The organism is Botrimarina colliarenosi (assembly GCF_007859955.1).
GTDB lineage: Bacteria > Planctomycetota > Planctomycetia > Pirellulales > Lacipirellulaceae > Botrimarina > Botrimarina colliarenosi.
Map to the genome: position 1 here is coordinate 446559 of NZ_SJPR01000001.1, position 20036 is coordinate 466594.

At 64.8% G+C, this 20036-nt stretch carries 18 protein-coding genes and 2 tRNA genes; 11 read left to right on the top strand and 9 right to left on the bottom strand.

Annotation, left to right across the window (positions count from 1 at the left end; genetic code table 11):
- The first annotated feature begins 221 nt into the window (after positions 1 to 221).
- From Pla108_RS01795 to Pla108_RS01810, 4 genes are all read left to right on the top strand, one after another.
- Entirely contained in the window at positions 222 to 1565 is a 1344-nt protein-coding gene (locus Pla108_RS01795; RefSeq protein ID WP_146442117.1) for a Gfo/Idh/MocA family protein, read from the top strand.
- Between the two features lie 121 nt (positions 1566 to 1686).
- A tRNA-Leu gene (locus Pla108_RS01800) sits at positions 1687 to 1768 on the top strand.
- Between the two features lie 77 nt (positions 1769 to 1845).
- Positions 1846 to 2247, top strand: coding sequence for a hypothetical protein (locus tag Pla108_RS01805; protein ID WP_146442120.1), 402 nt, complete (start codon positions 1846 to 1848; stop codon positions 2245 to 2247).
- Between the two features lie 73 nt (positions 2248 to 2320).
- Positions 2321 to 2716 (top strand): hypothetical protein, encoded by a 396-nt coding sequence (locus Pla108_RS01810; RefSeq protein WP_146442124.1) that lies wholly within the window; start codon positions 2321 to 2323, stop codon positions 2714 to 2716.
- Positions 2717 to 2900: 184 nt separating this feature from the next.
- Here the strand turns inward: Pla108_RS01810 and Pla108_RS01815 are convergent, their stop codons facing one another.
- Positions 2901 to 3860, bottom strand: coding sequence for an aldose 1-epimerase (locus Pla108_RS01815; protein WP_146442127.1), 960 nt, complete (start codon positions 3858 to 3860; stop codon positions 2901 to 2903).
- Between the two features lie 135 nt (positions 3861 to 3995).
- Between Pla108_RS01815 and Pla108_RS01820 the strand changes: the two genes are divergently transcribed.
- From Pla108_RS01820 to Pla108_RS01850, 7 genes are all read left to right on the top strand, one after another.
- Positions 3996 to 4069: transfer RNA gene (locus Pla108_RS01820), tRNA-Val, on the top strand.
- 257 nt (positions 4070 to 4326) lie between these two features.
- The gene (locus Pla108_RS01825; RefSeq protein WP_146442130.1) at positions 4327 to 4839 is read left to right on the top strand and encodes a hypothetical protein; all 513 of its coding nucleotides are present in this window, start codon (positions 4327 to 4329) and stop codon (positions 4837 to 4839) included.
- Positions 4840 to 4912: 73 nt separating this feature from the next.
- Positions 4913 to 5140: a hypothetical protein gene (locus tag Pla108_RS01830; protein WP_146442133.1), complete on the top strand. Its 228-nt coding sequence runs from the start codon at positions 4913 to 4915 to the stop codon at positions 5138 to 5140.
- Positions 5141 to 5220: 80 nt separating this feature from the next.
- Positions 5221 to 5463, top strand: a complete 243-nt coding sequence (locus tag Pla108_RS01835) for a hypothetical protein (protein WP_146442136.1) — start codon at positions 5221 to 5223, stop codon at positions 5461 to 5463.
- A 194-nt stretch (positions 5464 to 5657) separates the two neighbouring features.
- The gene (locus Pla108_RS01840) at positions 5658 to 6032 is read left to right on the top strand and encodes a hypothetical protein (protein ID WP_146442139.1); all 375 of its coding nucleotides are present in this window, start codon (positions 5658 to 5660) and stop codon (positions 6030 to 6032) included.
- A 246-nt stretch (positions 6033 to 6278) separates the two neighbouring features.
- A complete protein-coding gene (locus tag Pla108_RS01845) occupies positions 6279 to 7727 on the top strand; it encodes an efflux RND transporter periplasmic adaptor subunit (RefSeq protein WP_197526146.1) in 1449 nt (482 codons plus the stop codon).
- A 4-nt stretch (positions 7728 to 7731) separates the two neighbouring features.
- The gene (locus Pla108_RS01850; RefSeq protein ID WP_146442145.1) at positions 7732 to 10806 is read left to right on the top strand and encodes an efflux RND transporter permease subunit; all 3075 of its coding nucleotides are present in this window, start codon (positions 7732 to 7734) and stop codon (positions 10804 to 10806) included.
- Positions 10807 to 11343: 537 nt separating this feature from the next.
- Here the strand turns inward: Pla108_RS01850 and Pla108_RS21575 are convergent.
- From Pla108_RS21575 to Pla108_RS01890, 8 genes are all read right to left on the bottom strand, one after another.
- On the bottom strand, positions 11344 to 11649 hold the full coding sequence (locus Pla108_RS21575) for an IS4/Tn5 family transposase DNA-binding protein (RefSeq protein ID WP_146442148.1): 306 nt from the start codon (positions 11647 to 11649) through the stop codon (positions 11344 to 11346).
- A gap of 73 nt (positions 11650 to 11722) precedes the next feature.
- Positions 11723 to 12076: a hypothetical protein gene (locus Pla108_RS01860; RefSeq protein WP_146442151.1), complete on the bottom strand. Its 354-nt coding sequence runs from the start codon at positions 12074 to 12076 to the stop codon at positions 11723 to 11725.
- Between the two features lie 349 nt (positions 12077 to 12425).
- Positions 12426 to 13016, bottom strand: coding sequence for a sulfotransferase (locus Pla108_RS01865; RefSeq protein WP_146442154.1), 591 nt, complete (start codon positions 13014 to 13016; stop codon positions 12426 to 12428).
- A gap of 163 nt (positions 13017 to 13179) precedes the next feature.
- On the bottom strand, positions 13180 to 14283 hold the full coding sequence (locus Pla108_RS01870; protein WP_146442158.1) for a DUF1559 family PulG-like putative transporter: 1104 nt from the start codon (positions 14281 to 14283) through the stop codon (positions 13180 to 13182).
- 47 nt (positions 14284 to 14330) lie between these two features.
- A complete protein-coding gene (locus Pla108_RS01875; RefSeq protein WP_146442162.1) occupies positions 14331 to 16331 on the bottom strand; it encodes an alkaline phosphatase family protein in 2001 nt (666 codons plus the stop codon).
- A 31-nt stretch (positions 16332 to 16362) separates the two neighbouring features.
- The gene (locus Pla108_RS01880) at positions 16363 to 17214 is read right to left on the bottom strand and encodes a PEP-CTERM sorting domain-containing protein (RefSeq protein ID WP_146442165.1); all 852 of its coding nucleotides are present in this window, start codon (positions 17212 to 17214) and stop codon (positions 16363 to 16365) included.
- A gap of 97 nt (positions 17215 to 17311) precedes the next feature.
- Positions 17312 to 17947, bottom strand: coding sequence for a PEP-CTERM sorting domain-containing protein (locus Pla108_RS01885; RefSeq protein WP_197526147.1), 636 nt, complete (start codon positions 17945 to 17947; stop codon positions 17312 to 17314).
- A gap of 341 nt (positions 17948 to 18288) precedes the next feature.
- Positions 18289 to 19740 (bottom strand): matrixin family metalloprotease, encoded by a 1452-nt coding sequence (locus Pla108_RS01890; RefSeq protein ID WP_146442171.1) that lies wholly within the window; start codon positions 19738 to 19740, stop codon positions 18289 to 18291.
- Positions 19741 to 20036 lie beyond the last annotated feature (296 nt).

The following is a 20036-nucleotide window of genomic DNA, read 5'->3' on the forward strand; positions in this document are numbered from 1 at the left end:
AGGGGCCTTTCAGAGAGGGATTAGCGTGGGTTTTCGTTGTTTCGCACAGGGAAACTCGCCTTCACGGACGCGTTTCACCCTCCCCTAGCCCCTCCCTGGGAGGGAGCGGGACACGGGACGTTCCGTAGCGTTGATCGGCCGGTCTGGGCCAGATACGCTATTGAAGACTCGTTCTACGCCGCTGCAGCGGCACGCCCTATTCCTTATCCAACTAGAACGTCATGCCGCAGCAGCCCGCGTCGCAGCCCTCGCCCCTCGATCCTCGCAGCGCGTCGCGGCGGCGATTCCTTGGCGCCACCGCGGTGACCGCCGCGTCGGGGCTGGTGACGCCCAAGGCGTTCGGCGCCGTGCATAGCGGCGGCTCGGAAAAGCTGCGGATCGGTCTGATCGGCAGCGGCGGCCGCGGCAAAGGGGCGGTCTCTGACGCGATGAACGCCGGCAAAGACGCCGTGCTGGTCGCGATGGCGGACGCGTTTAGCGACAACGTCGAGGCGGCTCACAAGGAGCTCTCGGCGACGTTTGGCGAGCGGGTGCAGGTCCCCGAGGAACGCCGCTTCGCCGGCTTCGACGCCTACAAGCAGGTGATCGAGTCGGACTGCGACATCGTCTTCTTAACGACCCCTCCCGGGTTCCGCCCGATCCATTTCAAGGCGGCCGTCGACGCGGGCAAGCACGTCTTCATGGAGAAGCCGGTCGCCGTTGACGCGGTCGGCATCCGCCAGGTGATGGAGTCGGCCCGCGACGCCAAGGACAAGGGCCTCGCCGTCGGCGTCGGCCTGCAGCGCCGGCACGACGACCTCTACAACAAGATGGTCGAGAGGATCTGGGACGGCGCCCTCGGTGACGAGGTCCTTTACACCCGCGTCTATTGGAACGGCGGCGGCGTGTGGACCCGGCCCCGCACGTCGGAGCAGACCGAGATGGAATACCAGATGCGCAACTGGTACTACTTCAACTGGATCTGCGGCGACCACATCGTTGAGCAACACATTCACAACCTCGACGTCAGCAACTGGATCAAGCGGGGCCATCCCGTCAAAGCCAACGGCATCGGCGGCCGAGAGGTCCGCACCGGCAAAGAGCATGGTCAGATCTTCGACCACCACGCCGTGGAGTTCACCTACGCCGACGGCTCGACGATGATGAGCCAGTGCCGGCACATCGAGGGTTGCTGGTCGCAGGTGTCGGAGTTCGCGCACGGCGTGAACGGCCACTGCAACCTCGGCGGCGGCATGTTCTACGACCGCAGCGGCAAGGCGACCGAGCGGGTCCGCAAGCAGGGCGAGAACCCGTACGTCCAAGAGCACATCGACCTGCAGAAGAGCATCAAGGACAGCGCGCCGCTTGCGGAGGGCGAGACCGGCGCCGTCGCCACGATGACGGCGATCCTCGGCCGGCTCGCGACCTACAGCGGCAAGATCGTCGAATGGGACCAAGCGATCGAGTCGGACATAAGCCTGGCGCCGTCGACGTACGCCTTCGACGCCGACCCGCCGGTCCTGCCGGACGACCAGGGCCGTTACCCGGTCCCCGTGCCGGGCGTTTCTAACGGCTGGACGGCCTGAACCCCGGCGGACCCCCGCCGGTCATTTTTGAAGCGTAGCAATCGCCTGGCGCACGGCGTAGCGACATGCTAGGATCGTGCGTCCGGCGGCGGGTCGTTTTCGGCCCACGCAGCGGGATACCGGGGACGTGGCGGAACTGGCAGACGCGCTGGATTTAGGTTCCAGTTCCTTCGGGAGTGCAGGTTCGATTCCTGTCGTCCCCACTGCTGTGAGCGGCCGGGCGGCGGGTGGAAACGCCCGCCGCCCGGCGCCGCCACAGCCAGCCACCGATTTTTTCACCATGAATCAAGTCGTCGTCCGCTTTCTCTACGCCGTCCTGGTCGCCTCAGCGGCTGCGCCCGTGATGGCGCACCCGGAGTACCAGAAAGGCTTCCTGGACCAGTACACCAAGGGGCCCGGCGTCGACAAAGACTTCCGCAAGCTGGCCCGCTCCGCCAAGTGCTATGTTTGCCATCAGGGGAAGGAAGACCGGACCAATTACAACCGGTACGGCGAGGCCCTGACGGCCCACCTGTCGGAAAAAGACAAGAAGGACAAGGCCAAGCTCGCCCAGGCGCTCGAAACCGTCGCCGCCCAGCCTTCCGATGGGGAGGGTTCCGCCACCTTTGGCGAGTTGATCGTTCGCGGAGAACTTCCGGGCGGGCCGCTAGAAGAGTGCAAGAAAGAGCCGACCGGCGGTTGATCCGGCGAACCCGCCGAGTCAATCTGGCGTATCGGCTGACGTGACCCCACCCACCCCCCCCTCGGACCCTCTTATGCTCCGCAGCTTGCTCGCCCTGGTCGTGGCCCTTGGGATTGTCGCGCCCGCGGCCGCGTTCCCCGACTTCCAAAAGCAGTTCATCGCCAAGTACGCCGACGGCACGAACGAGGCGTTCACCGCCGACGTGAAGGACGCCAAGTGCTGGGTCTGCCATCAAGGCAAGAAGAAAGACAACCGCAACGCCTACGGCGAAGCGCTGCACGAGTACCTCGGCAAGAAGGACCGCAAGGACATCGAGAAGATCGTTGAGTCGCTCGACAAGGTAGCCGCCCAGTCGAGCAACCCGGACGACCCCGAGGCCCCGACGTTTGGCGAACTGATCGCCGAAGGCAAGCTCCCCGGCGGCTCGCTCGAAGAAGCCAAGCAAGAGCCGACCGAGAGCGAAGAGTAATCGCTGGCGGTTGGTAAGACATAAACGCAAGAGCCGCCCCGACCGTGTTGGTCGGGGCGGCTCTTTTTTATCCGGGATGACCGTGGGCAGCTCGTTGCAGCCCGATTCAATTACCGGCGGCTAGCGCCGTTCCGCTCACTACGAGGGCCCCTCTGGGATGATCGTGGATCGACCCTCTTTAGCGTTAGTTGATCACCGCTTCGAGCACGATCTGGGTCGTGTACGAAGCACCGGGCTCGATAACCATCAGCCCCGACTCCGCGCCCTTGGCCTTCATGTTCAGCGGGTCGGGCGTGCAGGTGTAGGGCTCGAGGCAGATCGCTTCGCGATGCCCCGGCGTGTAGATCACGCAACACGTCATCGATCCGTCGAACGTCTGCCGCAACGTCCGCCCGCTCACGGGATCGGCGAGCTCGGTCGTCGAGGCGCCCGCGGCGAACCGGTAGGCCGTGTCGAACTCGCGCCCGGCTAGCGGCGCGCCTGCCGCCAACGCGTCGTGTGCCGGGAGCGGCGTGGCGACCCCCGTCGGGATCATATCGGCCGACTCCCATTGCGCTTCGACCGGCGCCCTGACGACCGTCGATTCGGGGTCGGCGCCTTCGGCGAGCGGCAACCGGAAGTAGGCGTGCGTGCCGAAACCGAACGGAATGGCGGCGTCGCCCGGATTCGTGACGCTCAGGTCGAACGTCAGTCGGCTCGCCTCGATCCGATAGGTCGCGGTGACGATGTAATCACCCGGCCATTGCCCGAGGGCGGCGGGAGCGTCGATCGACGGGCGGAACTCGGCGGTCACCCGGTCGGCCGCCTGGTCGAGCAGCCGCCACGGGTTGCGGGGGGCGAAGCCGTGGATCGCATGGCCCTGGCCACTGGTGTCGTCGAGTTGGTACCGCTTGCCGTCCCACTCGACGACGCCGTTGGCGATCCGTCCCGGGAACGGCGCCAGCAGCGGGATGCCGCTCCGTGAGGGACGCCCGTCGCCGTCGGCGAAGTCGGGCTCGGCCCACAGCAGCTCGCGCGGCGCCGGGTCCGTGGTGTCGCCGGCAAAGGGGGAGCGCCAGCTAAAGCAGTTGAAGCCCAGACCGACCGCGACATCGGCGGTCGCGTCCGAGTCGGCGGCGGTGAGGCGAACGATTTTGGCGGCCATCGTGTCGTATCCGGATAGAGGGAATGAGCGGTCGGCGCCAAGTATGCCGCGCACCCCGCGGTCGCGGCGCCCCCGGCCCCCATTGGACACGCCGGGGCGGCGGTCTACGCTATGGCAAGCCGCATCAGCGGCGTCGGGCGATTAGCTCAGTTGGCTAGAGCGCCTCGTTTACACCGAGGATGTCGGGGGTTCGAGTCCCTCATCGCCCACTCCGAAGGCAATGCCAGCTTCTCGAGCCGACCGGTTGATCGGCGTTCGTTAGAAGGGCCCCTCTGTAACACGGCGTCACCGCCCTCAGATCACAGTCCGGGCGGCGGCATGCCGTCACAGATGGTGCGACGCCGATGACCGCCCAGGAACTTCCTCTCTTGCCGCCCTGCGGCGATTGCTGATTGCTAATCCCCCGTCCGCAGATACAATATTGGTATCTGCAAAAACGGGAGCAGCAACCAATTCGGAGCGCTGGGTGGCGGTCGACCTTTCTCGAGACGACTTTGTTGAAGACCGCCAAGGCAGGACGTTTTCTGACGTCCTGAACGACCCGGCGCAACCCTTCGACGACGTGCTGGCCTTCTTCAGCGACGCCGATCGGCAACGAAGGATGGAGGAATCCGAGATCCACCACGACCGCGCGCCGCTGGCTGGAGTCATTCGAGAGCTGGAGGCGACCCCCGCTATCGACGCCTATTTCGCCACGGTGCATCCGATCGAAACGAAGCGGCTTCGGCAAGCGATCGGGGTTGTCGTGCGGATCGTTATGGAGCGACGCGGGTGGAAGAAGACCGGGCGTAAGGGATCGATGGGGGTGCGGGCGACTGCCTCCAAAGGCCAGCCGTCGCACAACACTGGCGGGCTCGCTTTTTGGTTTATCCGCGCGGAGCGTTACGAACTCGCCGCGGGCATGCCGTTCGAGTCGGTAGCGCAGCGCTGCAAGCGGCTGGCGAGCGCCGGCTCCCGCGCGGTGTCGAAGAAGCCTTAGTACAAGCCGAGAAGCGATAACGATATCCGTCCTCCCAGCCGACGTCCGACTCCGCAACGAAGAATACGCCTGCTTGGTGGTGGTCGACGGCTTCCAATCCGCCGTCGCCCTCATTGCGCTGCTAAGCAGAGCGTTTGTCTTCACGACAAGCGAACCGATCATTTGTGCTCGCGCCTCCGACCACTGCAGCTTCCGGGTGGCTTACGGCCCCGGCCTCACGCACCGACAGCTTCGCACGCTGCTCTCCTCAATGCCAAGCGTCATCCTCGGCGCCGACATGGAGTCCGGCGACGCGCGGTAGTTTGCTTTTTTGATTTAGCGTGGCGCCTCTTGGGCCGCGACCGTCGTTCCGATCACGCCCCCTCGAAGTGAGAAGCCACCATGAGCGAGAAGAAACCCGAGCCCCTGCAGCGAGCGCAAGCGCAGAGGAAGTGCCCCGTCTGCGGTCACTCTTCTTACTCCGTCGACGGCATCCACCCGCAATGCCATCGCGCGAAGGCGGACAAGAAGCGGCTAGAAGTTCGCGCGGCCGAAGCTCGGGCCAACCCCCCCGAGCCGGTGGAAGCGACCGAGAAGAAGGGCGCCTTTAACAGCGCGGCTCGATTCCGATCGCCCGGCGCCTGAGTCGACGCCAAGGGGCTCCTAGAGGGTCCGCATCAAGAATGGCGGTTTCTCACTCGACGCCGCCGCCATCGGGAGTGAAGCAATTCCCGGGTCATTCGCCCCTGAAAGTGGACGATAACTGGGTCGGTCCAGCGCTAGCGAAACTTTCCGCAGGCGGACTGGCGACGGTTCGGCGCCCTGCGTAACATACGACGATGGTCCGCCTGAGCCGCAACAACTCGATTCGTCTGCTCCTCGTTGCGGCGGCGATCCACCTGCTCGGCGCCTGCCCCTGCGGTTGCCTAGAGCACAACGGGTGGCGGCTGACGGCCCTCCTGGTGATGGGCGGTGACGATTCGGTTCCCGCCGAGGACGAGCCGTGCGAAGACGGCAAGTCGTGTCACGACGCGATGATGGTCTCGTCCCGGGCCGCCGCGCCCGGGACGGAAACCAGTTCTACATGGGTGACGACCACCTCGGCCCCGTCCGCTTGGGCGATCACTGGCGCCAGTTTGGACATGGCGTCCGCGGCGCCATTCTCCTCGCTCGACCAACCTTCTATCGCGAGGCTGCAGGTTCTCCGCCTGTGATGCTGCGCGCTGGGGTGTTTCTGTCGGTCGTTCAGATGTTGCCGTTTAGCGGCATCGCACGACATCTCCCATCAGCGTGCTCGTAGGGAATTCCTGCGCGGCCGCTCCCGTGCTGAACCCTCGCCGAATCGCCGACGCTGTCGGCTGAAAAGAGCGCGGACGTCGCGATCTCGTCCTTATGGACCATTCACCGATGTGGCCGCAATGTGCTGCGGCTTTTTGCCGGATCGCCGTGGAGGAATGAAAATGAAACCGCTTCTTCTTTATGTCGGCCTGGTCTTCGCGTCGGTCGTCGTGACCGCAGCGGCCATGACCGCGCTGCGGCCTGCCCCCGTTGGCGCCGACCTGTCGGTGGAAAGCCCGCCCGACACGGCGGCCGCCACGCCTTTGCACTTGCATCCGGCCGAGCGGGAAGCGGCGGGAATCGAGCTGACGAAGATCGAAGCCCAATTGGTCCAAACAACCCGCACACTCCCCGGCCGGATCGTCTACGACGCCACCAAACATGTTTCGATCGTGGCGGCCGAGGGGGGTGTTGTCGAATCAGTCCTTGTCCAGCCGGGTGACCGCGTCGCCGCCGGCCAAACGCTTGCGGTGATGCGGTGTCCGGCCGTCGGCATGGCCCGCAGCGAGTTGATGAGCCGCAAAGCGGCGCTCGCGCTCGCGACGAACGAGTACGAGTGGCGCCTCGCTGTTAGCGATGGGGTCCAGACGCTCCTCCATCTGATCGAGCAGGGCCAGCCGATCGAAGAGATCGAGCGGCGGGTCGAACAGCAGCGGATCGGGACGCCGGGCGCGGCGTTGCTGACCGCCTACAGCGAGCAGTTGCTTGCGCAGCGTCTCTCTCAGTCGGCGACGGGCCCGGGCGGGTCAGGCGTCTTGAGTGGTCGTGTGGTGGACGAACGCCGCAGCTCGGCGCAGCAAGCGGCGGCGCGGATGAAGGCGGCCGGCGAGCAAGCGCTCTTCGAGGCGAGCCAGTCCTGCGTGGCAGCCGGGTCCGATGTCGAAGCCGCCCGCCGTCGCGTCGAGGTCGCCCGCCAAGAAGTCGCCACGCTCATTGGCCTACCCAGCGGCGCCGGCGGCGAGTCGTCGTCACTCTCCACCGACGAAGACCTCTCGATGCTCGCGATTCGATCGCCCCTGGCGGGGACTATCGAACGGCGAGAGATCTCGGCAAGCGAACGCGCGGCGAAAGGGACGGAGCTCTTTGTCGTCGCCGACACGTCGCACCTTTGGGTCGAAGCCGACATCCGCGGGGGGGATTGGGCCCTGCTCTGCGTCAGCGAGGCGGACTCGGTGCGCGTCACCACGCCGGCGACGGGCGACGCGAATTGGACCGCTCGCGTCAATTTCATCGGACGCCAGATCGACCCGCTGTCGGGATCGGCCCCGCTGGTGGCGGAGCTAGACAACCGGGATGGCCTCCTCCGTCCGGGTCTCTTCGCCCGTATCGACGTCCCGACATCGCCCCTGACCACTGCGCTGGTGGCGCCCGACTCGGCCGTTATCGATCTCAACGGGCAACCGACGGTCTTCGTCCCCGTCGGAGAAGTCTTCGAGCCCCTGCCGGTCGAAATCGGCCGTCGGTTCGGCGACTTGGTCGAGATCCTTTCACCCCTCCAAGCAGGTCAGGAGATCGTCGGCACGGGCGCGTTCTTCTTGAAGAGCGAGCAGCTGCTCGCGGGAGAGGAATAAGCCCATGCTGATGAAACTGATCGAGTTCTCGTTGAAGAACCGCTTCCTGGTCATCATCGCCACGCTGTTTATCGCCGGGGCGGGCGTCCGCAGCGCGCTGCTGCTTCCGATCGATGCGGTCCCCGACCTGACCAACACGCAAGTCACGATCATCACCGGCGCCGGCTCGCTGCCGCCGGTGGAAGTCGAGCGCCAGGTGACCTACCCGATCGAGTGGTCGATGGGCGGCCTGGCCAACGTCGCCGAGGTCCGCAGCGTCTCGAAGTTCGGCTTGTCGGTGATCACGATCGTCTTCGACGAAGGGACCGACATCTACTTCGCGACCCAGCAGGTGAGCCAACGTCTGCCGCAGGCCGCGACGCAGATCCCACCGGAGTACGGACCGCCCGAGCTGGGGCCGATGACGACCGCCCTCGGCGAGATCCTCCAGTTCGAGCTCCGCAGCGAGAGTCGGTCGCCGATGGAGCTGCGGACGCTGCTCGACTGGGACATCTCGCCACGGCTGCGCGAAGTCGAGGGCGTGACCGAGGTCAACACGATGGGAGGGTTCTACAAGACGTTTGAGATTCGTCCCGACCCCAACCGGTTGAACGCCCACGACCTGACGCTCGACGAGATCTACACCCGCGTGGAAGCGAGCAACTCGAGCGCCGGCGGCGGGTACGTCGTCCACCACGACGAGCAGCGATTCATCCGCGGCGAGGCGCTGCTGAAAGGGGTCGAGGACCTCCGCAACATCGTCATCAACCGGAGCGACCAGGGCGCCCCGTTGCTGCTGGCAGACATCGCCGAAGTCACGATCGCTCCGATGGCGCGGCAGGGGGCAGTCAGCCGCGACGGCCGCGGCGAAGCGGTCACCGGCATGGTGATGATGCGGATTGGAGAGAACTCGCGCACCGTCGTTTCGCGGGTCAAAGCACGGATCACCGAGGTCCAGGCGACGCTCCCTGACGACGTGCTGATCGACATCATCTATGACCGCGAAGACCTGATCGGCCGCACCCTGCACACGGTGCTCAAGAATCTCACCGAGGGGGGCGTGCTGGTGGCGATCGTCTTGCTCGCGACGCTCGGCAGCCTGCGGGCGGGTTTGATCGTCGCCCTAGCGATCCCGCTGTCCATGCTGTTCGCGACGAACATGATGCTGGCGTTCGGCGTGTCGGCGAGCCTGATGAGCCTCGGCGCGATCGACTTTGGGCTCGTGGTCGATTCGTCCGTGATCATGGTCGAGAACTGCGTCCGCCGCCTCTCGATGAACCGTGAGGGCCGCAGCCGATGGATGGTCATCCGCGACGCCGCGCTCGAGGTCCGCGGGCCGACGATGTTTGGCGAGCTCATCATCGCGGTGGTCTACGTCCCGGTCCTGATGCTAGAAGGGACCGAGGGCAAGCTGTTCCGGCCGATGGCGATGACCGTGCTGTTCGCCCTGTTCGGCTCGTTGATTCTCTCGCTGACCTTGATGCCGGCCCTCGCTTCGCTCGGCTTGCCGAAAGTCATCAAGGACCACGACCTCTGGCCGATCCGGATGCTGAAGAAGGTCTACCTGCCGACCGCCCACCTGGCGATCGGCAATCCGGTGGCGACGATCGGTATCGCCTTGGCGATGATCGCGGTAAGCATCCCCGTGGCGCTGCGACTCGGCGCCGAGTTCATGCCCCGGCTCAACGAGGGCGACCTCCTGGTCGAAGCGGCACGGCTCCCGACGGCGTCGCTCGAAGGCGCCGAGCAAATGGCCGCGTTGATCGAGACTAACCTGCTGAAGCTGCCGGAAATCAAAACGGTCTTCTGCAAGACGGGCCGTCCCGAGATCGCCAACGACGTCATGGGGGTCCACCAGACCGACGTCTGGGTGATGCTCAAACGGCCCGAAGACTGGCCGGTCCCGAAGTCGCGTGACGAGCTCATCGCCGAGATGGAAGTCGTCCTGAACGAGAACGTCCCCGGCGTCGCCTTCGGCTTTACCCAGCCGATCGAGATGCGTGTTGACGAACTCGTTGCCGGCGTCAAAGCGGACGTCGCCATCCTCCTCTACGGCGACGACCTCGCTACGCTGGCTTCCAAGTCGAAGGAGATCGAACGCGAGCTGCGGCGCATCCCCGGAGCCGCCGATGTGAAGGCCGACATCCAATCGACCCTCGCAACGCTCACGATTGAGCCGCGCCGCGAGGCGCTCGCTCGTTACGGTGTCGACGCCGCCGAGGTGATGGACGTGGTCGCCGCGATCGGCGGTCGCAACGTGGGACAAGTCCTCGACGGGAGGGCGCGGTTCCCGATCCAGGTCCGCTTGCCGGAAAGCTGGCGCGAGAGCGTCGATCTGCTGGGGCAGTTGCCGGTCGCCAAGGCGGGCGGCAAGCCGATCCCCCTCAGCGAGTTGGCCGACATCCGCCTCGAAGAGACCCCACCGACGGTCGAACACGACAACGGACGCCGACGGACCTTTGTCTCGGCGAACGTCCGTGGCCGCGACGTGGCGAGTTTTGTCGCCGACGCCCAGCAGAGGATCGCCGCCAACGTCGAGCTGCCGCCGAACTACGAGATCGACTGGGGCGGCGACTTCGAGAACCTCCAGTCGGCGAGCCGGCGGCTCATGCTCATTACGCCGATCGTGTTGCTGCTGATCTTCTTGCTGCTGCACGCCAGTTTCGGGTCGGTCCAGTTGGCGTTGTTGATTTTCCTGTGCGTCCCCTTCGCGGCGAGCGGCGGCGTCTTCGCCCTCGCGGTGCGTGGCATGCCCTTTAGCATCGCGGCCGGGGTCGGGTTCATCGCGTTGTTCGGGGTCGCGGTGCTCAACGGCCTGGTCTGGACCAGCGACGCCGAGCGCCGCCGCCAAGACGGCGTCGCCCCCCGGGAGGCGGCGAAGCTTGCCGCGAACAGCCGCTTCCGGCCGGTGCTGATGACCGCCGCCGTCGCCAGCCTCGGTTTCTTGCCGATGGCGCTGTCACACAGCGACGGCGCCGAAATCCAGCGGCCGCTGGCGACCGTCGTGATCGGCGGACTCGTGACGAGCTCCCTGCTGACCTGCCTTGTGATCCCGGCGATCTATCCGTGGTTCGCACCGCGGAACAAGGTGGGCGACTAGCCTGAACACCCCAGAGAACGGGATTCGGCGTCGTCTCGATGCCGTCGTAAGAGAGGGGGAAATCGCCTGCGGCAATCGACACGACGGCTTGTCCCGAGGCCCGGTGCTTACGGTACTTGGGAAGCGACTTGGTGAGGGCAGGCACAGCGCGAGGCTCAACGGTACGTACCGTTTTGGCTTCCCAGGAAACGCCGCACTGCCGACCGCCGGCAGGTATCGCAAGTCGCTATTCAGCTAGGACTTAGAGAAAGTGGGCACGACAGAACTCGAATCTGTGACCTCTTGCATGTCAACGAAGCTCGCCAAGGTGAGAAACGGGCGTTTTACAGGGGTTTTGCGCGGTTCTAGGTTCTACAGATCCCACCGAATCGGCCCTCTTTGCATTCATTTCGTGCATCGTTTCGTGAACGCCGATCGGCCAGCTCGCTCCGCGGGACATTTCGTCATTGCGGGAAGGACTGGAGCAACTCCGGACCGAAACGGGTCGCACTTGCAAATGGCCGATCCGAGCCCCTGGCAGTACACGCGTCTTGCCGATCACCTCGGGCTTCTCACGCTGGAAGCTGCACTCGGTCGTGTTGTGCAATAAGAGGATCGGCCCTTGGCGTCCGCCATCCGCGACTTCGTCGCTGCGAAGTGCCCGGCAAGGACGATGCTCTCATCAACGCGAGGGTTGCCGAAGGACCGGTAAGCCGCCTTCTTCGCGTCCCAGTCCTGGCACACAGAAGGGAGCGTCGCGCAGATATTCTCGCCCAGACAACCGAGCACCCTCGTGAATCGTGCCTTCAGCCGCTGGTCGGGACACTCGCAACCCTCCACCTCGCGTTCGACCCAGCCTTCCATGGCCCCGGCCGTCCGCTCAACGTGAAATTAAGCAAGCAACGCTCGCACGACGGAGGTTAGCCTCGACTGGGGCTCACGACTCCTCTTTTTCTGATACAGCTTTAGATTTCCTTGCAAGCAATACAACTACGAACAGCAGAACCGATTGCATAGCCACAAACCCTAACACGCACTGTGGTCGAACAAACACACCAACGCCGGGGAGAATATCACGCTTCTCGTCAAAGAAGAAAACTCGCTCGTACAGCCACGCCTGCAGATCGTACAGGAGCCCCACGACAAGCCCTAACGGTGAAAGCACAAACAAATACCACAGGAAGGCACCGACCAAATTAAGCACAAACCAACCAACGGCTACAGCTACAGCAAATCCGGCCGGGCTTTTGAGTCGTCGTGGCATCTTGTATGGGTGAATTTCGTTGGACATATCAACCTGGCCAGTCTGGATCAGTAGATGGGATCGGATAAGGTGGATTGGTTGAAATGACAATCCCTGCGCCAACAGCTTGCGACCGCATAAACTTATCGGCTGCTCTGCTATTCTGAACGTCTACCGCGTAGAGCCAGTTTCATAACCGTCTGAAGCAGACGATCATGCAGGCGAGCTTAATGAAGCCGTGGTAGAAATGGGCGTTGCAACCAACCGCTTCATGGGATCCAACTCTACATAGGGGGGATGATTAACGCTGGCGGGCGAGTTGCTGGGTTCAAAGGCGTCCGCCAAAGCTGCGACAGCTCATGACTTTCGGCCGCGGCGCACGCCACGCGGGGGTCCCTCAGGACGGGTGGCCGTCCGCGCGATTCCGGTAGAGCGTCGGGTCGACCGCTGCAACCATTGCCGCGGGGTTGGGGATCGGCAGGCCTCCCGCCTCGACGAATCGAGAGAGACGGGCCACGGCCGTTGCCGGATCGCGAACCATGTCGGCGTAGGCCAAGCGGAGCGTGTCGAAGTCGGCTCTTGTGGCTGCTTGCCCGTCGAACGCTCGCAAGTGCGACTCGAAGGCGCGGCGGACGATGTCTAGCGGGGGAGCGGGCTTGCCGAGCCTCGTGATCATCTTCGTCTGCGACGCGAGGATCTCGTCGAGGTCGCGTTCGACAAAGACCACGAGGTAACGCTCGCCCGTCGGCAATCCTTCAAGCAAGTGAGAGATGACCTTCACCGCCTTGCCGCGGGCGTTCGGCACCCAGCTGGCGTCCTGCTTGAGACGCTTGACGGCCTCGAGTTCCAAGTAGCCACGGGGATTGTCGATATCGGGGTCGCGGACCCCGTCGGTGTAAGGCGCGATCCCACCCGCTGCGAGCATCTGCATGAGCAAGGAGGTGCCGGAACGTGGCAGGCCGGTGACGACAACAACGGGCAAACTCATGAGGCGGAGTCTATCACCTGGGGGAAGACCCTGCGTCGGCACTTTTTGCGGGCGGCCATAGCAGCACGCCACCACGCCGACGGCGCGGCTTGAGGCGGGGCCGGTTGGGCCATTCGTCAAACGGTGGGTGAACGGCCGGATGAAGCCGCTGCGCGGGGTGGGATCACGGCAAGCTCGCCGCCTCGCCCCCTTTCATCGTCGAGAGGTTATGAAAGAGTTCAAGGTCGATGTCCTTGGTCAGGCCATGGACCGACCCGTCGGTCATTGCGAACAAGACCGACCCGCCCGAGTGGACCGAACCGAACAACCGCCAACGGGTTTGGTATTTGGCTTCGGGGTTTGGTTCGCCGTTGTCGCGAGACGCATCGAGGCCGTAGTAGGTGGGAAGGCAGGCCCATCCCGCCCACACGAAGCCCTGAGAGAATCCGTCGAAAAGCGTGTCGGTATACGTGAAGGTGTCGCCAACCCCGGCGCCGATCGTGCCGGGGGCCTCGCCAAACATAAGGGTCTTCGACGTCCCGTCGATCACTTTCGCCAACGGCGTTTCCGTGCGGCGGCCGAAAACGCCCACAAGTTCTCCCCGGATGCTGCGTTCTCCAAGCAGGGTATAGGGGAGCCCGTCGGTGTCGTTGATGCGGTCTTGCGGGCCGCCCGGGCCAACGACTCCGGTCACGCCCGCGTAGTTTGTTAATCCAAGCGGGGCCAAGGTAGGGTCGCTCCCCGACGATCCCGAGTTAAGCCCCCCGCTTTCGACGACGAAATACATCTTGTCGAGGTAGGCGGATTGGGGTGGCTGATCGGGAACAGAAGGGCAACGAAACGATTCGATGCTCGTCCCCGCCAGTCGGCGTCGCCGGTAATTGTCATAGGTGTCGTTGTAGTACCAAGGGCCGTTCGTATCGACGCCCAGCGGATACGACTCCGTGAATTGGTCGTATATCGCCGACTCTTCCACGTAGGGGAGTGTAAAGACCAGGACGCCGACCCCTTGGTTGAGAGCCCCACCGGCTCCGATGTTGGCGTTGAGCCAGGGACGATCCTGCAGCGTCGATCCGAGGTACCCGGGAGGGAGCGTCCCTCGTGCGGATTCGTAATTCAGCGCGGCGAGGCCGAGTTGCTTGAGGTTGTTCGTACAGGCGTTGCGCCGCGCCGCTTCGCGGGCCGCCTGGACGGCGGGGAGCAGCAACGCCACCAAGATGCCGATGATCGCGATCACGACGAGCAGCTCGACGAGCGTGAACGCGACGCGGCTAGTTTTCTTGGACATCGAGGGCCTTCCTTACGTTTGCCTTGTTCGGTAGGCGTGACGGCGGTTTACGCCAGCACGCGACTGGCGCGAAGTTCCGCTTCGCGCGATTTCTCGACTTGGCCAAGCGACCGATAGACGTTCGCCAGTTCGAGGTGAGCCGCTTTCATCCCGGGCGCCTGCCGGACACAGAGCTCGAGCGCCTCGAGCGCCTCGGCGGGTTTGTCGAGCGCCGCCAACGCCCGGCCGATCAGGTAATGCGCACGGGGCAAGAAGTGGACCAACTCCGCGGCAATTAGTGCGTCGTCGAGCGCGCCCTGGGCGTCGCCGAGCTCGAGGCGGGCCCGCGCGCGGCCCGTGAAAGCGAGCGGACTGTCGCCGTCGATGGCGAGCGCCTTGTCGAACGCGGTAATCGCCTCCCCGTACTGCTTGGTGGCGATCAGCACCTGTCCGAGTTTGTTATGGAGCCCCGGGAGCCGGGGGTCGGAGGCTGCGACGGCCCGCAGGTGTTCCATCGCCGCCTCGGGGTTCTCCTCGGCGAACTCCAGCGCGCCGAGCATCATCCGCGTCCGTGTCAGGCCGGGCGACGCACTCGTCAACGCCTCGAGGACTTTCCGCGCCCGCTTTTTGTCCGCCGTGGCGAGCAGGCAGGTCGCCAGCAGCGTCTGCGCCGCGGAGGAGTCGCGGACAGCGGGTTCGAGCGCGTCGAGACGCTCGATCGCCTCGGCGTTCCGCTGGCTGTCAACGAGCGATTGGATCAGATTGAATTCGTTCGAAGCGATCGTGTCACGGACCGTCTTCTCGATGTCTTCGCCGGGCGCCTCGACGTAGCCGAGCGCGACGAGTTGTTCCATCGCGGCCTGGGACTCGAGCGGGTCGACCCGCAGTTCGTTCGGGTGCATGCCGCAATCGCCGTCGACCTCTTCCCACGACTCGATCCGTTCTTGGATCGAGGGCTCTTCGAGGATCTCGGCCAGCACACGGCCCGGCATGTCGTAGGCGACCGGCAGGCCAAAGAGTTGCAAGACCGTCGGCGTGATGTCGAGGATGCCGGCGCCGTAGAGACGCGACCCCTGCCGGATCCCCGGCCCCTGCGCGGCGAAGACGCCAAAGGGGCGGTGCCATTCGACCGGGCCCGCCATCCCCTCACGCGGGTCGGGTCGCAAGTGATCGTTGTAGTAGCCGTGGTCGCTGATCAGCAGGACCGCGGTCTCTTCGCCCGCCTGTTCGAGCAGCGTCTGCAGCATCATATCGTGGAAGCGGTAGGCCCCCGTCATGCAGTGCCGGTAAGCCTCGAAGTCCTCTTCCGAGACCTGATCCATCTTCGGGGGATGGAACTCCATGAACTCGTGGCCGAAGCGGTCGATCCCCTCGTAGTAGACCGCGGCGAAATCCCAATCGTCCTTGGCGAACAGGTGGGTCGCCGTGGCGTGGACCGTCGCCGTCTGAGAAAGCAGGTGCTGCAATTTGCCGAGGCGGTGGTCGCTCTTCGCGATCAACTCGGCCGCCCCGGGAACGAACGGCAGGATGGCGCCGGGGTCGATCTCGCCCGGCAGCACACGCAGTTCCGCTAGCTCGGGCACGAGTTCCGCCGGGTGGACACACGACGCGGGGAGTGGTGTCGGTTGGCCCCCCTCGACGCCGAACTGCTCGAACTGGTTCGAGACCATGGCGCCGGCGATCGGCTCGGCGGGGTGCGACGCGTACCAGCCGACGATATTCGAGCGCAGGCCGTAGTGGGTCAGGAGGTTCCAGACCGCCTTGCACTTGCGGCTCGTGCTGTGGACGGGACGGACCCCCTGTCCGTTCGGGTCGGGCTCGGTAAAGCCGTGCACGCCGTGATCGATCGGCCGCTTCCCCGTCGCGATGGTGTTCCACAACATCGGCGAGAGAATCGGGCGGGTGGTCGCGAGGTTGCCCCAGACCCCCCGCTGCATCATGCCGCTGAGGGTGGGCATGAGCCCTTGTTCCACGAGCGGGTGAATCATCTGCCAATCGGCGGCGTCCCACCCGACGAGCAGCACTCGTCGCGGCGAACTCTCGGTCGTCTTCCTGGTGGGAGGGGTCACCTGGCGTCGGTCTCGTTCGTGTTCGTGGGGGTCACTTCGCGCGTCGGCGGCGCAGGACCGACAGTCCCGCGGCGCCGCAAGCAAGCAGCCCGAGCGTCGCCGGCTCGGGTATGGCCGTAGTGGCCGGCGGCGCGGGATCGAACTGATAGGCGGAGTAGCCGTAGTCCTCCGCCCAGGTCGCGTAGTCCCCTTCGTCAATCATTCCGTCGGCGTCCCCGTCGGCGCGAAAGTCTTCGGTGCTGCCTACGGTATCGCGATAGACGGTGTAGTCCGCGGCGTCGACGCGTCCGTCGCCGTTGTAGTCACCGGCTATTTGACCGGCTGCGATTGGCGCCCCCTCGGTCGCGTTGTACGCCCAGTCTCGAACAACGAAGACTCCCGCTTCGTTATTGACGGTGACACGCACCCAGCCGTAGTGCAGCTTGCCGAGGATGGGGAATCCGAACCCAAGGAAGGCGCTCGGCGCGTCATTGAATTGAGCGTTTGGGTTCGCGGCTCCGTACGCCATCGATCCGAAGAAGGGATTGCTGGTCGTGGTCGTCGAGTCGATTAGGTCGCCCGCTTCGAGGGCCGATGCGTACGCGTAGTTATTCGCGCCCGCCCGGAACGCGCTAAGGCGACCGGGCGCGTAACGGACGGTGATCCCTTGATAGGGGCCGTTCGTATTGGCGTAGTTCTTCAGGATGAGGTCGCTGTAGTAACCGACGTCGCCGTTGATCTCGAGCTCAAGCGAGTTTCCTTGATCAATCGCCAAGTTTTGGAGGGTCGACCAGACGATCTGCCCCTCGGCATCGGCGCCAACGAACGCCGTCGCGGCGCCGGCGGCAAGCGAGTACGCGGCGCGGCGCCGGGCGGTTGCGTCGAACTCGGGGGTCCTTTTCATAGCGGCGATTTCCTCTAGGTTCCCAGCGGTTTCTTAAACAGCGAGCGGGGCCTCGGCGGCCCCGCTCGCGTTGATTGCAAATTGCCCGTCGAGGTCTTCAGGCGGCGCGGCGGCGACGCATGGCGGCGACGCCGGCGGCGCCAGCCGCCAGCAGGCCGAGCGTGCCGGGCTCGGGGATCTCACCGGCTTGAATAGCGACACCCGGTTCGCTCTCAAAGGCGTAATCGCGGATCACAAACGTGCCGGCGGCGTTGTCGATGTCGACACGGGCCCAGCCATACGCCGAGCCGCCACCCGAGGGGAAGCGATAGCCGATGAAGGCGCCCGTAACGTTGGTGAACTCGGCGATTGGGTTGATGGAGCCGAAAGAGAGAGAGCCGATGAAAGGGCTCGTTCCGTTGACGAGCGAGCCGTCAATGACCGTGCCGGCAGCGAGCGCCGAAACGTAGCTCGTACCGTTGTTAAATCCGGCAACATTCCAGCCAAAGTACGGAGCGCTGAGGCCCTGGTAATTCTGGAGACCCAGCATGGGGTCGTACGATTTGTTCGTGAAGTTGACGTCGAGAAGCCCATCGTTGTTGAGGTCAATGAACTCGACGCCGACGACATCTTCGTCAAGGACGACATGGGTGATCGCGGCGTCCGCTCCCGAGGTCGTCATTCCCGCGGCCGCGCCGGCGGCGAGAGAATAGGCGGCCCGACGGGCCGTCTTGCTGGTGGTCGCTTGGCTCATGAGCATCTCCAAAGGTGCGGCGTTTAAAAGTTGCTTCGTTAGGATCTCCGGCTGAGTCGGTAGGACCGAGTCCCCGTCTTGCAGCCTTGAAGTTGGTTTCAATTCTCGGCGCCCCCATCTCTCGGCGCCCCCCTCGGAATCGAGGCACCAACGGAGAAGGGGCCCTACTGCCCCAATCCCGAAAATGTGCGTCGGCGGCGACTAACAGAGGCGCAAGCCTGGTCGGGCGGGGACCTGAATGGGGGATGGCAGGGCAGGACTTCAGGAAGGATTCCCGACGATATCGCGGCAGCCAGCTTCCGCCAAGAACGTTGCTGCCAGTTCGGGAGCCCGCATTCTAGCTACAGCGTTCCAGCGTTGGCAACAATTCTGCGCAATCCCGCCATCGGAATAGCCGCGGCGAGCAAGAGCAGGGCCCCCCGGGGCTCGGGGGTGGCGGTGGCGGGGGCTGTCGTCCCGTAGGCCGCGGCCCACACTGAGTAGTCGGCGGGCCCGATCTCGAGGTTGCCGTCGCCGTCGGCCGCCAGCTCCGTCGTGCTCCCCAACGAGTCTCGCCAGACCGTATAGTCGGCCGCGTTGACGAGCTCGTCCCCGTTGTAGTCGCCAACCAGTCCCAGGCTTTCTACGGCGATTTCGAGCCGGTAGAGCTGCGTCGCGGACGTCGCGCCGGACACCTTGACGGCAAAACTCCCCGCCACGCCGGCGGCGTAGCTGACCGATTCCAGCACGCCGACGCCGCCCGAGTCGGCCATGACAAGCGAGGCGCCCCCCTGGATCAGTTCAATCGCAAGATCGCCGACCGCCGCGGCGTTCACCGTCGAGAACGATCCCACTTCGGGAGTTTGGTTGTAAGTCGGCCCAATGGGGGTGAGGGTGATCTCGATCTCGGCGGGGCCGAGGAGGTCGAACGCGTAGAAGTCGAGGTCGGCGGAACGATTGATACTCACGAAATCGGTCTGGTCGGGCGTCACGACGAGCGACGCTCCGTCGCCCCCCAACGTGAAGGTCGATCCCCCCGCGATAGCGCCCAGCGGTGTCGCTGTTGCGAGCGAGTTGTTCCCTCCCGCTTTCTCAAACGTGTCGCCGTAGAGGTACTGAGCGCCCCGGATGTCGTCGAGCTGGGGTCCATCGAAACCGGACTGCGGGAACGGCTCCATCAGGATCGCGGCGTTGCTGCTGTTGAGGTGCCCGAGACCGAGCGAGTGACCAATCTCGTGCATCAACGTGTGGCGGAGCGAGAACGCCGAGTCGGCGGAGTTCGAGTAGTAGTCGACGTCGTCGGTGTCGAGGAAAATATCGCCCTTGTCGGGGGCGATCGAGTAGGCAGCCGTGCCGATACTAGTGCCGACCGTGCCGTCGTACCGCGCGCCGGCGAGGCGGATATCGGCCCGGACTCCGAGGACGCCCGGCGCTGCGTTGTGGGTCGCCCCGTCGTCGTTGGGCTCGTAGACAAACGTCAGCCCCGAGACTTCTCCCCATCGGTCGAACGCACTCTGCAAATAGCCGAACCAAGGGCGTCCGGTCAGGTCCGGGCCACCGCTCCCGGCGCCAAACCAGCCGTCAAGAGACGCCACGAGGTTGCTGTTGCGGTTCACCCCGGGCAACACGTCGGGCACCAGGGCGCCATCGCTGGCGATTCCCCACGTGAGGGTGGCCGCGGTGCCGCGAGGACCGAGAATGTCGTCAGTCGCTGTCAGCACCCAACGATCATTGTTGTAGTAGGCGGCGGCTTGGCCAGCCAACAACAAGGCGAGGCCCGCTACGAGGGGAGGGATCGGGACTTTCGGAGGCATCGGGCGGCGCGTCTAAGAGAGGGCGGACCACTCTACGCTAATATCCCGGACAGGAGCCCGCAACGGATTTGAACCCGCAGGGGATTGTTGGAGGTCTCACGTTGTCAGTCCCGCCGAACGATTCCGTCGGGGCTACGGACCGATACTGATGCGGACGCTTCCATCGTTAGCCAGGACGGTACGGGCGGTAAGGGCCGCTAAGACGCAGGGACCCAGGGTGATGCCGGCGTCGAACCCCGCGACGCTGCGAGATTGGCGAGGGCTTTCTCGCTCGACGCCTGACCAAAACCCTTCAT